Origin of the sequence: Meridianimarinicoccus zhengii (assembly GCF_003254465.1) — a bacterium.
GTDB lineage: Bacteria > Pseudomonadota > Alphaproteobacteria > Rhodobacterales > Rhodobacteraceae > Meridianimarinicoccus > Meridianimarinicoccus zhengii.
The window spans coordinates 1-14,258 of sequence record NZ_QDFI01000095.1; the positions used below are offsets into that span (position 1 = coordinate 1).

16 protein-coding genes are annotated in these 14,258 nt (G+C 67.5%); 10 read left to right on the top strand and 6 right to left on the bottom strand.

Annotated features, from left to right (window positions below):
* The first annotated feature begins 226 nt into the window (after nt 1–226).
* A complete protein-coding gene (locus DDE13_RS19920) occupies nt 227–889 on the top strand; it encodes a hypothetical protein (RefSeq protein WP_162631122.1) in 663 nt (220 codons plus the stop codon).
* A 73-nt stretch (nt 890–962) separates the two neighbouring features.
* Here DDE13_RS19920 and DDE13_RS19925 read toward each other — a convergent pair whose 3' ends face one another.
* The 3 genes from DDE13_RS19925 to DDE13_RS19935 form a co-directional block, all read right to left on the bottom strand.
* Nucleotides 963–1,925 (bottom strand): acetyl-CoA carboxylase carboxyltransferase subunit alpha, encoded by a 963-nt coding sequence (locus DDE13_RS19925; protein ID WP_111405982.1) that lies wholly within the window; start codon nt 1,923–1,925, stop codon nt 963–965.
* 90 nt (nt 1,926–2,015) lie between these two features.
* Entirely contained in the window at nt 2,016–2,453 is a 438-nt protein-coding gene (locus DDE13_RS19930) for a DUF4399 domain-containing protein (protein ID WP_111405983.1), read from the bottom strand.
* A gap of 347 nt (nt 2,454–2,800) precedes the next feature.
* Nucleotides 2,801–3,760 (bottom strand): L-malyl-CoA/beta-methylmalyl-CoA lyase, encoded by a 960-nt coding sequence (locus tag DDE13_RS19935; protein ID WP_111405984.1) that lies wholly within the window; start codon nt 3,758–3,760, stop codon nt 2,801–2,803.
* Between the two features lie 190 nt (nt 3,761–3,950).
* Here DDE13_RS19935 and dgcN point away from each other — a divergent pair, with 190 nt between their 5' ends.
* The 3 genes from dgcN (at nt 3,951) to DDE13_RS19950 (ending at nt 6,609) form a co-directional block, all read left to right on the top strand.
* On the top strand, nt 3,951–4,952 hold the full coding sequence (gene dgcN, locus DDE13_RS19940) for an N-acetyltransferase DgcN (protein WP_111405985.1): 1,002 nt from the start codon (nt 3,951–3,953) through the stop codon (nt 4,950–4,952).
* Nucleotides 4,953–4,956: 4 nt separating this feature from the next.
* Nucleotides 4,957–5,922: an N-acetyl-D-Glu racemase DgcA gene (dgcA, locus tag DDE13_RS19945; protein WP_111405996.1), complete on the top strand. Its 966-nt coding sequence runs from the start codon at nt 4,957–4,959 to the stop codon at nt 5,920–5,922.
* A 276-nt stretch (nt 5,923–6,198) separates the two neighbouring features.
* The gene (locus DDE13_RS19950) at nt 6,199–6,609 is read left to right on the top strand and encodes a hypothetical protein (RefSeq protein WP_111405986.1); all 411 of its coding nucleotides are present in this window, start codon (nt 6,199–6,201) and stop codon (nt 6,607–6,609) included.
* Between the two features lie 156 nt (nt 6,610–6,765).
* On the opposite strand, the gene DDE13_RS19955 is transcribed toward DDE13_RS19950, so the two are convergent.
* Complete coding sequence (locus DDE13_RS19955; RefSeq protein WP_111405987.1) at nt 6,766–7,533, bottom strand: VPLPA-CTERM sorting domain-containing protein; 768 nt, start codon at nt 7,531–7,533, stop codon at nt 6,766–6,768.
* 243 nt (nt 7,534–7,776) lie between these two features.
* Here DDE13_RS19955 and DDE13_RS19960 point away from each other — a divergent pair, with 243 nt between their 5' ends.
* Both DDE13_RS19960 and cobM read left to right on the top strand, forming a co-directional pair.
* The gene (locus DDE13_RS19960) at nt 7,777–8,631 is read left to right on the top strand and encodes a D-amino-acid transaminase (RefSeq protein ID WP_111405988.1); all 855 of its coding nucleotides are present in this window, start codon (nt 7,777–7,779) and stop codon (nt 8,629–8,631) included.
* A 4-nt stretch (nt 8,632–8,635) separates the two neighbouring features.
* On the top strand, nt 8,636–9,412 hold the full coding sequence (gene cobM, locus DDE13_RS19965; protein WP_111405989.1) for a precorrin-4 C(11)-methyltransferase: 777 nt from the start codon (nt 8,636–8,638) through the stop codon (nt 9,410–9,412).
* On the opposite strand, the gene DDE13_RS19970 is transcribed toward cobM, so the two are convergent.
* Both DDE13_RS19970 and DDE13_RS19975 read right to left on the bottom strand, forming a co-directional pair.
* A complete protein-coding gene (locus DDE13_RS19970; protein WP_111405990.1) occupies nt 9,409–10,023 on the bottom strand; it encodes a hypothetical protein in 615 nt (204 codons plus the stop codon). The genes cobM and DDE13_RS19970 overlap by 4 nt on opposite strands.
* A gap of 12 nt (nt 10,024–10,035) precedes the next feature.
* Complete coding sequence (locus DDE13_RS19975) at nt 10,036–11,232, bottom strand: MalY/PatB family protein (protein ID WP_111405991.1); 1,197 nt, start codon at nt 11,230–11,232, stop codon at nt 10,036–10,038.
* A 97-nt stretch (nt 11,233–11,329) separates the two neighbouring features.
* Between DDE13_RS19975 and def (DDE13_RS19980) the strand changes: the two genes are divergently transcribed.
* The 4 genes from def (DDE13_RS19980) (at nt 11,330) to DDE13_RS19995 (ending at nt 14,029) form a co-directional block, all read left to right on the top strand.
* Nucleotides 11,330–11,851, top strand: a complete 522-nt coding sequence (def, locus tag DDE13_RS19980; protein WP_111405992.1) for a peptide deformylase — start codon at nt 11,330–11,332, stop codon at nt 11,849–11,851.
* 6 nt (nt 11,852–11,857) lie between these two features.
* A complete protein-coding gene (gene def, locus DDE13_RS19985; RefSeq protein WP_111405993.1) occupies nt 11,858–12,361 on the top strand; it encodes a peptide deformylase in 504 nt (167 codons plus the stop codon).
* 95 nt (nt 12,362–12,456) lie between these two features.
* Nucleotides 12,457–13,356 carry a methionyl-tRNA formyltransferase gene (fmt, locus tag DDE13_RS19990; RefSeq protein WP_111405994.1) on the top strand — a complete coding sequence of 300 codons (900 nt, stop codon included), beginning with the start codon at nt 12,457–12,459 and terminating at the stop codon, nt 13,354–13,356.
* Nucleotides 13,357–13,459: 103 nt separating this feature from the next.
* A complete protein-coding gene (locus DDE13_RS19995; RefSeq protein WP_111405995.1) occupies nt 13,460–14,029 on the top strand; it encodes a L,D-transpeptidase in 570 nt (189 codons plus the stop codon).
* The last annotated feature ends 229 nt before the right edge of the window (nt 14,030–14,258 follow it).

Below are 14,258 nucleotides of genomic sequence, written 5' to 3' on the forward strand. Positions count from 1 at the left end.
ATGGGCTTCGTCTTCCTCGTCTCCGCCCTCGACTGGCTCAGATGAATGCAGACACGGCCTAGCCCGCACGGCATAACCGGACCGATACCGCGGCATCGCGGCAGGACAGGCCGCCCCCGATCAGGGCTAACGAAAGCGCAAGGATTTGCTGCGACCCTGCGGCATGTCCTGCACGGGCGGCGGACCCGTGCCACCCATGGGCAAGTTTCCGCCGATGGAGACCGCGATGCAACGTCCCGCGCTTCCCCGCCGCACGCGGTCCCGGCACGCCGCCACGGCCGCCCTGGCCGCATGGGGTGCGGGGCTCGCCGGGGCGGCGCTTGCCGATACCGGCGGGCTCAGTCTCGGGGTCGGGGTCAGCACGCTCGGCGCGACGCTGGAAGCGGCCTACCGCATGTCCGATACCTTCGGGATGCGCGTGCCGGCGGCCTATCTCAGGGGCAGCTATACCGATACCGACGACGGCATCGCCTATGACCTCGATCTTGCAGGCGGCGGGGTCGGGCTGCTGGGCGACTACTATCCGGCGCGGGGCGGCTTTCGCCTGTCCGGCGGGGCGTTCGTCGGCAGCATCGATGCCGACGGCGGCGCGCGCGGCGACGGGACGGTGGGCAACACCGCCTATACCGGCGTCGATCTTGCCGTGGGCGCCACGGCGCGGAACAGCGTCATGCCGGCGCTGGCCCTCGGCTACGATGCAGGTATCGGTCCGGGCTGGATTGTCTCCGCCGATCTCGGCGCGCTCTACACGGGCGGGGCCGACGTGGCGATCCGCGACCGCGCGGGGCAGGTGGCGCAGGGCGATATCGACGCGGAAACCCGCAAGCGGGAAGACGACGCACCCGCATTCTACCCCTATCTGAAACTGACCGTCGCGTTCCGCTTCTGACCCGTCGCCCCGCGCCGCCGTGCCCCGGCCCCCGCGCCGTGGCCTCGAGCCACCGGGCCGACGCTCGCAGGGATTAACCAGCCAGCGCCGTCTTGCCCATGCCGAGGTATTTCTTCCGGCGCGCGGCGATCAGCGCGTCCCGGTCCATGCCGGACAGCCCCTTCAGCATCTTGCCGATCTCGGTGCCCACGCGCTCGATCGTGCCCGTCCGGTCGCGCTGCGCGCCGCCCAGCGGCTCGGGGATGATCGTGTCCGCGACGCCAAGCTGTTTCAGGTCCTGCGCCGTCAGCCGCAGCGCCTCGGCGGCCTCGCGCATCTTGTCGGCGTTCTTCCACAGGATGCTGGCGCAACCCTCGGGCGAGATCACCGAATAGACAGAATGTTCCAGCATCGCCATGCGGTTGGCGGTGGCAAAGGCGACCGCCCCGCCCGATCCGCCCTCGCCGATGATGACCGACACAATGGGCACGCCGATCCGCAGGCAGGCATCGGTGGACCGGGCGATGGCCTCGGCCTGTCCGCGTTCCTCCGCGCCCTTGCCGGGATAGGCGCCGGGCGTGTCCACCAGCGTCACGACGGGCATCCCGAACCGGTCGGCCAGTTCCATCAGCCGCACGGCCTTGCGATAGCCCTCGGGCCGGGCCATGCCGAAATTGTGCCGCAGCCGCGTGGCCGTGTCGTGACCCTTCTCATGGGCGATGACCACCACCGGCCGGTCCTCGAACCGCGCGATCCCGCCCATCACGGCGTGGTCGTCGGCGAAATTCCGGTCGCCCGCCAGCGGGGTGTATTCGCTGAACAGGGCCGCGATGTAATCCTTGCCGTTGGGGCGGTCCGGGTGCCGCGCCACCTGGCATTTCCGCCATGGCGTCAGCTTCTTGTAGAGATCCCGCAGCATGTCCGCGGCCTTGCGGTCCAGCGCCGCCGCCTCGGATTCGATATCCATTTCCGGGTTCGCGCGCGCCATGGCGCGCAGTTCCTCGGCCTTGCCTTCGATTTCGGCAAGGGGTTTCTCGAAGTCGAGGTAATGGGTCATGGGCGGTCCCGGCCGTTGCGTCCGGGCGTATATGGACCCTGCGCCCGGCCGATGCAATCTCGGCAGGGCGCCCGGTTGCGCAGGCGGGGGCTACTCCACCGTGACGGTGATCGGGTCCGACATGACGGGCGGGTCGTGCGGCGTGTGGCTGTAGTCGCCCAGCAGCAGCCGCAGCGTATGGGTGCCCGCGGACAACTCCAGCGTCGCCTCGGTCTGGCCGCCGCCGAAATGCCGGATCTGGTCCGTGGCTGGCAGGCTTTCGTCCATCGCGATCTCGGACGGCTCGATATTGACCAGAAGGTGGTGATGCCCGGTATTGTCCCAGTCGGCACCGGCGGGGGCGATGCCCATGCCGCGCAGACCGAAACGGATCGTGACCGGGTTTGCGACCGTCGCGCCGTCGGCGGGCGAGATGAAATAGACCTCCGCCCCCTCCGGCGCGGGCACCGGCTGGGCAAGTGCCAGCGTCGGCAGGGTGAGCAGGGCTGTCAGAATGGCGGCGGCGGGTCGGCGGAACAGGCAAGTCATGGCGGTCCTCCCTTTCATGTCGGGGTCTGATCCCCGCGCAAAAAGGTAGATCGGCGCGATTGGTACGCAAGCGGGATTGCCTTGTGCAGGACACCTACAGGATTCCTGTGGAACTCCTATAGAACGCATACGCAACGAAGGTGGAACGCATGGGGCATCCGGCACGGGAAGCGGCCGCTCCCATGGCCCGCCCGTGACCGGCCTGCGCGCCGCGCCGATGTGCATGGGAGTCATACACGAGTCATACGCGATTCATATCCCTGCGGCGCCGTTCGGCGCACCGCCCCACAGGCGAACGGGCGGCCCGATGGACCGCCCGTCTTGCCGCGCCGAAAGGGTCCGCGGGATTACTGCGCGGCGATCATCTCGGCCTGCTTCACGATCACCTCGGCCTGCTTGATCGACGCGATATCGACCAGGCGCCCCTTGTAAACCGTTGCCCCGGCGCCGTTTTTCGTGGCTTCTTCCATAGCGGCAAGGATCTCGCGCGCTTCGGTGATGGCGTCCGCTGTCGGCGTGAAGATCTCGTTGGCAAGCGCGATCTGGCTCGGATGGATCGCCCATTTGCCGACCATGCCCAGTGTCGCCGACCGGAGTGCCTGCGCACGAAACCCCTCGGCGTCCGAGAAATCCCCAAACGGCCCATCCACCGGCAACACCCCGTGCGTGCGGCACGCCGCGACGATGGCCGCCTGCGCCCAATGCCATGGATCTGCCCAGTATTTCTGGCCGCTCTGCAACATGTAGTAGTTGTCCTGCGTGCCGCCGATCCCCGTGGTCTGCATCCCCATGGATGCCGCGAAATCCGCCGCACCAAGGCTCATGGCCTGCAGGCGGGGCGAGGATGCCGCGATCGCCTCGACATGCGCGATGCCCGCGGCACTTTCGATGATGACCTCCAGTCCCAGCGGCTTCCTGCGCCCGACCGCGCGTTCGATGCCCGTCACCAGCGCGTCCACGGCATAGACATCCTCGGCGCAGCCCACCTTGGGGATCATGATGAGGTCAAGCCGGTCGCCTGCCTGTTCCACGATGTCCACCACGTCGCGGTACCAGTAGGGCGTATCCAGCCCGTTGATCCGCACGCTGACCGTCTTTGTTCCCCAGTCCACCGTCCGGATGGCCTCGATCACGTTGGCGCGGGCTGCGGTCTTGTCCGACGGCGCCACCGAGTCTTCGAGATCCAGATTGACCACGTCCGCCGCACTGGCGGCCATCTTGGCGAATAGCTTCGTGTTCGATCCCGGTCCGAACAACTGGCAGCGGTTGGGCCGGGTCACGGGTTGTGGCTGGATACGGAAGCTCATCGGGGCGCCTTTCGGTCTCAAAGTTGCGTCATTTATTGCCAGCTGATTATATTGTTGCGCAATGCTGCGCAAGCATCCTTTTGTTGCGGCGCAGCATCGCGGGCGCGGCACAAGCCGTGGTCCGGGGGCTGGGCATTCCCGCGCAAAGCTGCAAGCCTTGGGCAAAACCTGTCTTTACTGGAGAAAGCCCATGATCCGAACTCCGTACCTGCTGTTTCTCGGCGACGCGCCGGATGGTCTTGCGGCCAAGGTGGCCCAGGGCATCCGCGACTGGCGGCCTGAACATTGTGTGGGCCAGTTGCGGCTGCCGGGCTGCAAGGCCGATCTCGGGTTGCCCGACATGACGCTGGAACAGGCGCGCGCTGAGGGGGCCGAGACGCTTGTGATCGGGGTTGCGAACCGGGGCGGCGTGTTCTCGCCGGCGTGGAAGGACGTGCTGGCCGATGCGCTGGCCGCGGGGTTCGACATCGCGTCGGGGCTGCACACGCTCCTGCGTGACGATCCCGACCTCGTGGCCGCCGCCGACCGTGCAGGCCGCGCGCTGCATGACGTGCGCCTGCCGGCGGTGAAGTATCCCATCGCCGACGGGGTGAAGCGGACGGGCAAGCGTTGCCTTGCGGTGGGCACGGACTGTTCGGTCGGCAAGATGTATACCGCATTGGCGATGGAGGCGGAGATGCGCAAGCGCGCGATGCCCGCCACCTTCCGCGCCACGGGCCAGACCGGCATCCTCATCACCGGGGAGGGCGTGCCGCTCGACGCCGTGATCGCGGATTTCATGGCCGGGTCCATCGAATGGCTGTCGCCGGACAACGATCCTGACCACTGGGACCTGATCGAAGGGCAGGGCAGCCTGTTCCACGTGTCCTATTCCGGGGTCACGCTGGCGCTGATCCATGGCGGGCAGCCCGATGCGCTGATCCTGTGCGACGAACCGACCCGCCCGCACATGCGCGGCCTGCCGGACTATACCGCCCCGTCGCTGGAGGTGTTGCGCGACACGGCGCTGGCGCTGGCGCAGGTGGCGAACCCGGCCTGTCAGGTGGTGGGCGTGTCGGTGAACACCCAGCACATGGACGAGGCCGCGGCGCTGGATCACCTCGCGGCGGTTGAGGCGCGCATGGGCCTGCCGACGGTCGACCCTTTCCGGCAGGGCGCGGCGCGGCTGGTCGATGCGCTGGCGGCGGTGTGACGCGATGCATCTGCATGTAAGCTATGACGATTTCCAACTGGCCGAGGCCTTCACGATTTCCCGCGGGACCAAGACGGCGGCCGAGGTCGTGACCGTCCGGGCCGAGGACGGCCACCTGCGCGGCTACGGCGAATGCGTGCCCTATGCACGCTACGGCGAGACGCGCGGATCGGTGAAGGCGCAGATCAAGGGCCTGCCCGACGGGATCACGCGAGCGGCGTTGCAGGAGGCGCTGCCGCCGGGCGCCGCGCGCAATGCCGTCGATTGCGCCTTGTGGGATCTGGAAGCGCGGCGCGCAGGTGTCCGGGTGTGGGAACTCGCCGGTCTGCCGGAACCGGGGCCGGAAATCACGGCATTCACCCTGTCGCTCGATACGCCGGCCGAGATGCGCCGCGCGGCGGAACGCCATCGCCATCGCCCGATCCTGAAGATCAAGCTGGGCACGCCTGACGACATGCCAAGGCTGGAGGCCGTGCGCGCGGGCGCCCCGAGATCGCGGATCATCGTGGACGCGAACGAGGGCTGGGATGCGGCTGTCTATGCCGATCTTGCGCCGCATCTCGTGCGGCTCGGCGTGGCGCTGGTGGAACAGCCCCTGCCCGCGGATGACGACGATGCGCTGGCGGGGCTGGACCGCCCCGTGCCGGTCTGTGCGGACGAGTCCTGCCACGACAGGGGATCGCTGGCGGGGCTGCGCGGCAAGTACGACGTGGTCAACATCAAGCTCGACAAGACCGGCGGCCTGACCGAGGCGCTTGCGCTGCGCGATGCCGCCCGCGCGGCCGGACTCGAGGTGATGGTCGGGTGCATGGTCGGCTCGTCGCTGGCGATGGCTCCGGCGGTTCTGGTGGCGCAGGGCGCGCTGGTCACCGATCTCGATGGCCCGCTGCTGCTGGCCGAAGACCGCGCCCATCCGCTCCGCTACGACGAACGCGGTGTCCACCCCCCCGACCGTGAACTTTGGGGGTGAGGCGCGTCCAGCGAAAGGTCCTGTGGACATTTCCAGCGCCGAACGCGCGGAGCGCCGACGAGGCACGCCATGCAGGACCCCTCGCCACTCCGCGGTCCTCCGATCCCCTTGATGCTTGACCGAACCGGTTCGTGTGAACGGAACCCTGCGCGCGGCGCGAATGGCGTCGTCCATGTGCATCCCCTGGATTTTCGCACATCCTGTGGGCAAGGGCCGGCGAAACGTTGCGTAAGGGAGCGAGGCTGCTACCCTGCCGGAAAGATTTGAGGAGGCTCGATGAAACGCACAACATTCATCCCGCTCGCCGCGCTGGCATGTCTCGTTGCGGGCTGCGCCGACACGGGCGCGCCGGCAGGGGCGCTGACGCAATCTGAACTGGAGGCGCTGACGGCGGACGGTCTGTCCATGGCGATCGGCACCCCCGGTTCCGGGTTCTCCGGCCAGTTCGAGTTGACCGCGGAGGGTACCGGCGCCGGCTATTTCGACAATGCCGAAGGGGAGCGGACACGCTTGCGCGGCCCGTGGGAAATCCGCAACGGCCAGTTCTGCCGTGTCTGGGACGTCGTCGATGCAAGCGGCAATAGGATCAGCGAAGGCGAGGATGTTTGCGAGGACTGGGTCCGCATCGACGATACGTCCGTGGCGGTGCTGGTGGACGGGCGCCAGATCGGCGTGAACGATTGGTGACGATGTTGGGCCCGCGCGGGGCACCATCGGCCCGCGCAGCTTCCGGGCACCGCAGAACGCGCGCGGGATGACCCGCGCGCGTTCCTAACGCCAACCTCACACTCGGGAACGAACACACACTCGGGAACCTGGCACTCGGAAAGGAACCTCGGGCGGTCAGGCAGCCTTGCGGCGTGCCCGGACCAGTGTCAGCCCACCCAGACCGGCGGCAAGCAGAGGCAGCGCGGCCGGCAGCGGGACCTGCGGCGTCTGTGCGAGCGCAGCCCCATCGGCGGCATAGGTCAGGATGTTTGCCCGCAGTGCGCGCGGATCGCCGCCCCGGTGGAAATTCGTCGTGGTCATCGAGCCCATGAACAGCATGCCTTCGCCCACCGAAAGCTCGGCCAGAAGCGCCTTGCCGGAACGGCTGTCCGTGATCAGCGCGGTGCCGCCGCTGACCGTGCCGTGCGAGAACGAACTGCCGCCGAAGGACGTTCCGGCCCCGGCGAAGATCGGGTGTGCCGGGTCCACGGCATTGCACCCGCTGCCGCAGTAACCGTCGCCGTAGTTCAGCGTCAGACCGCCGAAGCTGAACCCGTTGCCCACGTTCGGGGCGGCGTTGATGAAGATGTGCCCCCCGCCCGTCAGGAAGTCGAGGAGTGCCGCGCCATTGGCGTCCAGAAACGACTCCATCGCATTGGTCGTGCCGTCGCCGCCTTCGAAGTAGAGGAAACTGTCCCCGGTCACCGTGGCCGCATCTGCCGGCGACATGATGTCGTTCCAGGTGCCTGCGCCTAAGGCCGCGTTCATCGAGGCGTCGATGGTGCCGGTCTTCTGGCCCCAGGGATTGCCGAACGTCACGAGGCTTGCGGCTTGCGCGGCCCCCGACAGGGCCGCTAGGGCGAGGGCTGCGGATGCGGCGAGGGTCTTGATCGAAAGGGTCATCGGCTTGGGTCCTGCATTTGCGTGATCTGCCAGGAATATGCGCCTCCCGGCGGCGCGTGTCGCAGGTGCAAAGGATGGTTAACGACCTGCCGAAGCATGGTTAACGCGATACGATCGTATAGTCGGGCTGACCGGAGGGGCGCTGCGCACGTCTTTCGGGGCCGTCGCGTCCGCGGCAATCCACCCATGGACCTGCCCGTCCCGGCGCGCTACGCCCGACACTGTTCGATTCAGGAGAATCCCATGGGCCGCATCGTTTACGTGAACGGAGACTTCATCCCCGAGGAAGAGGCGAAGGTGTCGATCTTCGACCGCGGCTTCCTGATGGCGGATGGCGTCTACGAGGTGACATCGGTGCTCGACGGCAAGCTGGTGGATTATGACGGGCACCTGACCCGGCTGGAGCGGTCCCTGCGCGAACTCGACATGCCCGAACCCGACGGGATGGACGCGCTGCTGGAAATCCACCGCGAACTTGTGAAGCGCAACAAGCTGACCGAGGGCGGCGTCTACCTTCAGATCACCCGCGGCCCGGCGGAGCGGGATTTCCTGTATCCCGAAGACCCGAAGCCGACGCTGGTGCTGTTCACCATGGCGATGAACCTGTCGAAATCGCCGAAGGCGGCGAAGGGCCTGCGCGTCATCGCCATCGACGATCTGCGCTGGGGACGGCGCGACATCAAGACGGTTCAGCTTCTCTATCCGTCCATGGGCAAGATGATGGCCAAGGCGGCGGGGGTCGATGACGCCTGGATGGTGGAGGACGGGTTCGTGACCGAGGGCACGTCGAACAATGCCTATATCGTGACCCAGGACGGCACCATCGTCACCCGGCAGTTGGGCAACGAGATCCTGCACGGGATCACGCGCGCATCGGTGCTGCGTTTCGCCCGCGAGGCGCAGATGAAGGTGGAAGAACGCCCCTTCACCATGGCCGAGGCGCAGGCCGCGCAGGAGGCATTCATCACATCTGCCACGACCTTCGTGACGCCGGTGATCGAGGTCGATGGCGTACAGCTTGGCGACGGCACACCGGGTCCTGTCGCAAGGCGCCTGCGCGAGATCTACATCGACGAAGCCCGCAAGCTGGCGGTCTGATCCCGTGACCGTGCATTTCATCGGCGCGGGTCCGGGCGACCCCGAATTGCTGACACTCAAGGCACAGCGCCTGATCCGGGCCTGCCCCGTTTGCCTTTATGCCGGGTCGCTCGTCCCGCCGGAGGTCGTGGCCGAAGCGCCGGAAGGGGCGCGGGTGCTGGACACGGCGTCCATGACGCTGGACGAAACCCATGCCGAGATCGTGGCCGCCCATGCGGCGGGGCAGGACGTGGCGCGGGTCCATTCCGGCGATCCGTCGCTCTACGGGGCCATCGCGGAACAGATCCGGCGGCTGCGGGCGGACGGCATCCCCTATGACATCGTGCCCGGCGTGCCAGCCTATGCCGCCGCGGCCGCCGCGCTGGGGCAGGAACTGACGGTGCCCGAGGTCGCGCAGTCCATCGTGCTGACGCGGGTATCCATGAAATCCACGTCGATGCCCGAGCACGAGACACTGGAGAACTTCGCCCGCAGCCGCACGACGCTGGCGATCCATCTCGGCGTGCGGGCCCTGCGCGAAATCGAACGCGTGCTCGTGCCCCACTACGGCGCGGATTGCGCCGTGGTGGTTGCCTACCGCGTCGGCTGGCCGGACCAGATGTTCATCCGCGGCACGCTGTCCGACATCCGCGAAAAGGTCCGCGCGGCCAAGATCACGCGCACGGCGCTCATCATGGTCGGCCCCGTGCTGGGCGAGGTGCGCGATTTCCGCGACAGCGCACTTTATGATCCGGCGCAGCCCCATGTCCTGCGCCCGAAGGTGCGCATGTCCGTGGACTAGGCGCTGGTCGCGGGTGTGCTGCTGTCTTGGCGTGCGGCATGCTCTGCTTGGTGCAAGGCCGCGATCGTCCCCCGACCAAGCGTCCGCATGAGTTTGGTGACCTGGTGGACCGGCAGGTTCAGGTCCGTCACGCGATCGGGCGCGACGGCCACGGACTGGCCAGACCACGCCGCCGGGGCGCCGGGCAGAAAGACCATGACCCGCGTGTCCGTGCGTTCGACCTCGAATCCAATGGCCTCGTAGTCGTCGAAGGCCACCAGCACCGATTTCAGCAGCTTTCCGGGTTCCTCGACACCGGCGATGCCACTTGCCATGCTCTTGGCGATGGTGAAACCGGGGAAGAACTCCACCAGCACGTTTTCGATCCGCTGTACGTGGCGCGCGAAGAATGCCCGCCGTGCGGCAAGCCCCGCCGCGTAGCAGACCCCGAAGATCAGCAGCACCGCGAGCACGTCCGCAAGCAAGACGCCGGCGGCCCCGTCAAGGGGGGCGGCGCGGGCGATCACCTCGGCCACCTTGCTCGACATCTCGAAGGCCTTGGCGAGGATATAGATCAGGAAGACGACCGGGATCAGGAAGATCGCGCCGCCGATCAGGGTTGTGCGGATCATCCGAAGTCCCTCCTATTGCAGGTCGGAAAAGGCGTCTTGCAGCCGCGCCACCGCCTCTGCGATCTGCGCGCGCGGCAGTCCGATATTGAAGCGTATGAACCCTTCGCCGCCCGTGCCGAAGCTGGGGCCCGAACTGGCGGCGATGCGCGCGCCACGGGTGATGCGGTCCTCCACCTCGGCCTGCGTCAGCCCGGTACGCGTGAAATCCACCCATGACAGGAAGGTCGACTGCAGCGGTATCGACACGACACCGGGGATTTCGGCCAGCCCCGCGTCGAACAGCGCCCTGTTTCCGTCCAGATAGACCATGAGATCGTCAACCCATGCCGCACCTTCGGGGCTGTAGGCGGCTTCGGTCATGATCATGCCGAAATAATTGCGCGAGAGCCCGAATGGCTTCAGCCGGTCCAGCACGCGCCGGCGCAGCGGGTAGCCCTGCACGATCAGGCTGCCGACCTTGGCACCGGCAATGTTGAAGGTCTTTGAGGCGGATACCATCATCACCAGGCGGTCGGCGATATCGGGCACGGCGCGCGCCATGGGGATATGCGTCTCGCCCGGATAGATCAGATCGTGGTGGATCTCGTCCGAGGCGAGGATAAGGTCGTGGCGCCTGCAGAACGCGGCTAGCTGCTCCAGCTCGGACTGTGTCCAGACGCGGCCACCGGGATTGTGGGGCGAACTGAACATCACCAGTTTCTCGCGCCCCGTCAGCCGGGCCGCGTAGGCATCGAAGTCAAGACTGTAGCGTCCGTCCTCGAGCACCATCGGCAGTTCCGTGACCTGTCGCCCGGCCGCTTTGATGATCGCCGCGAAGGCGTGGTAAACCGGCGTGAACAGGATCACAGCATCGCCGGGAGCCGTCAGCGCGTCGATGACATGACCCGCCCCGTTGACCAGCCCGTGGGTGAACAGGATCTCGCGGCGGTCCACAGCCCAGCCATGGCGGTTCCGCATCCACCAGATGATCGCATCGCGGCACGGGGTCTGGTCCCCGGCGTAACCGTAGATGCCGACCTCGGCGATCCGCCGCACGGCATCCTGCACCACTTGCGGCGGGCGGAAGTCGGTGTCCGCCACCCACATCGGCAGGCCGTCCTCGGGCGAAACACCGAAGATCGCTTCCATCTCGTCCCATTTCTCGCAATGGGTGCCCCGCCGGTCGATCGGCGTGTCGAAACGGGGGTCGAACGGGGCATGGACGGTCATGGCTGGCTCCTGTCGCGTGTGGCGGCAAACTAGCCGCAGCACAGACGGGCGCAAGCCGCGATTGCACCCGTTCGACGCATCGCCTAAATCGCACGGCATGAGCGTGAAACCGATCCTGATCCATCCCGACCCGCGCCTGAAGAAGGTTGCCGCGCCCGTGCCGGACCTGAGCGACGACTTGCGCGCGCTGGCCGACGACATGCTGGAGACGATGTATGATGCGCCGGGGATTGGGCTTGCGGCGCCGCAGGTGGGCGTTGGCACGCGGCTGATCGTGATGGATTGCGTCAAGGAGGAAGGCGCCGACCCGCGGCCCATGGTGCTCTTCAACCCCGAGATCGTCGCGGCCTCGGACACGACCAGCACCTATGAGGAAGGCTGTCTGTCGATCCCAGACCAGTATGCCGATGTCACTCGTCCCGCCGAGGTGACGGTGCGCTGGATCGACCGCGACGGGGCAGAGCGGCGCGCGGATTTCGCGGGGCTGTGGGCGACCTGCGTGCAGCACGAGATCGACCATCTCGATGGCAAGTTGTTCATCGACTATCTCAGCCCATTGAAGCGCCAGTTGATCACCCGAAAGATGGTCAAGCTCAAGCGCGACCGCGCGCGGGCCTGATACGGAATGGCGGTGCGCCCGATCCTGCGCTGGCCCGATCCGCGGCTACGCATGCCCTGTGCCGATGTGGCGGCGGTGGATGACCATGTGCGCGCGGTCTGGGCCGACATGATCGACACGATGGATGCGATGCCGGGTGTCGGGCTTGCGGCCTGCCAGATCGGGGTGATGCGACGGCTGGCGGTGGTGGATGCGTCCGAGGCCCGCGGGCAGGCGGTGCGCATAGCCAATCCCGAGGTGCTGCACGCCAGCGTGGAGCCGCGCGTGCACGACGAGGCGTCGCCCTGTCTGCCCGGTGTGTTCGCGAGGATAACCCGGCCCCGTGCCGTGACCGTGCGGTTCCTGAATGCCGACGGCGAGACGGAGGACCGTGACTTCGTCGGACTGTGGGCGGTGTCGGTGCAGCACCAGATCGACCATCTTGCGGGGCGCATGTATCTTGACCGGCTCAGCCGAACGCGGCGCGAGATGCTGCTGAAGAAGGCCGCGAAGCTGGCGCGCACCGGCTGAAGCCGGTCCTGCCGTGCCCGCAGGCCGCGAATGCGGCGGCAGTGACCCGGGTCGGAGACGGGCGTCCATGCACCGTCCGAAAGAAAGGAAACGCGATGCGCCTGATCTTCATGGGAACGCCCGAATTCTCCGTGCCGGTGCTCGATGCGCTGGTCGCGGCGGGGCACGACATCGCCGCGGTCTATTGCCAGCCGCCGCGCCCGGCGGGGCGGGGCAAGCGGGACCGCCCCAGCCCGGTGCAGGCGCGGGCCGAGGCGTTGGGTTTGCCGGTGCGCCATCCGGTCAGTCTTGAGGGAGCCGATGCGCAGGCGGAATTCGCCGCGTTCAACGCGGACGCGGCGGTGGTCGTGGCTTACGGGCTGATCCTGCCGCAGGCCGTGCTCGATGCGCCGCGCCGCGGGTGTCTGAACATCCACGCGTCGCTCCTGCCGCGCTGGCGGGGGGCGGCGCCGATCCAGCGGGCGATCCTTGCGGGGGATGCGGAAACCGGCGTGTGCATCATGCAGATGGAAGCCGGGTTGGACACCGGGCCGGTGCTGCTGCGCGAAACCTGCGCGATCGGGGCCGAGGATACGGCGGCGGATCTCCACGACCGGCTGTCGGCCATGGGCGCACGGCTGGTGGTGGACGCGCTCGCGCGGATCGACACGCTCATCCCCGAACCGCAGCCCGCGGAGGGTGTCACCTATGCCGACAAGATCGACAAGGCCGAGGCACGCATCGATTGGACCCGTCCCGCGCCGCAGGTGGACCGGCAGATTCGCGCCCTGTCGCCCTTTCCAGGCGCGTGGTGCATGGCAGATGGCGTGCGGCTGAAGCTGCTCCGCAGCCGCCTGGCGGACGGTGCGGGCAAGCCGGGGCAAGTGCTGAACGGCTTTGACATCGCCTGCGGCAGCGGCGCGGTAGAGGTGCTGGAGGCGCAGCGCGAAGGCCGTCGCCCCATGTTGGCGGCGGAAATCCTGCGCGGCGCGCCCTTGCCCGCCTGCCTGGACTGACGGGGTCATTTCACCGCTCACGAAGCGTTGAGGCCGCGCCTCTATCGCGCCGCGCCGTTTTGAGGCACGTATGCAAAAAACGGAACACGAGCAGGAGCCTTGCATGACCCTATCCATGAACCGCCGCGCCGCGATCGCGGGTGCCGCCGCCTTCGGCCTGTCCGCGACTGTGCTGCGCGCGCAGGACACGCCCGAGGCGCCCGCCCGCGTGCAGCGCAACCTTGCCGGGTTCCGCCGCCACGACTGGCAGGACCATTTCGACAGCCGTGACACCGACCTGCTGGTGGCCGATACCGTCACACGGACGCTGCATTTCTGGCATCGCGACGGACGCCCGGTGCAGGTCTTTCCGACCAGCGTGCCGATTTCGCCCGACCTGACGCGGCTTGGCTACACGGAGATCGTGCGCAAGGTCGAAGGGCCGAGCTGGCGCCCGACCCCGTCCATGCGCGAACGCAACCCGGAATGGCCCGTCGTCGTGCCGCCGGGGCCCGACAACCCGATGGGCAGCCATGCGCTGCACCTGAGTTGGCAATACTACCGCATCCACGGCACCCATGACGTGCGCAAGATCGGGCGGCCATCCTCGGACGGGTGCATCGGGTTGTTCAACGAACAGATCGCGGTGCTGTTCGACCAGGTCGCGGTCGGTGCCCGGGTCCGGCTGGTCTGACCTTGCGGACATGCCTTCGGCATGACGCTATGCCTGCACCGCGCCGCCGCGCGGTGCGTTCGCCGCCTGGAGCCTTCCGCGGTCGTCCGCGTTCATGCCACGCGCTCTGACTTCAGGGGTCCGCATTTTCGGGCAGCGCATGACCGGTTCACAGTCTTGCGGGACATGCTCTAGAGCGTGTCGCGTTTAATCGGTTCCGTATCCGGCGGCCTTGAAGAAGTTGTAGCAC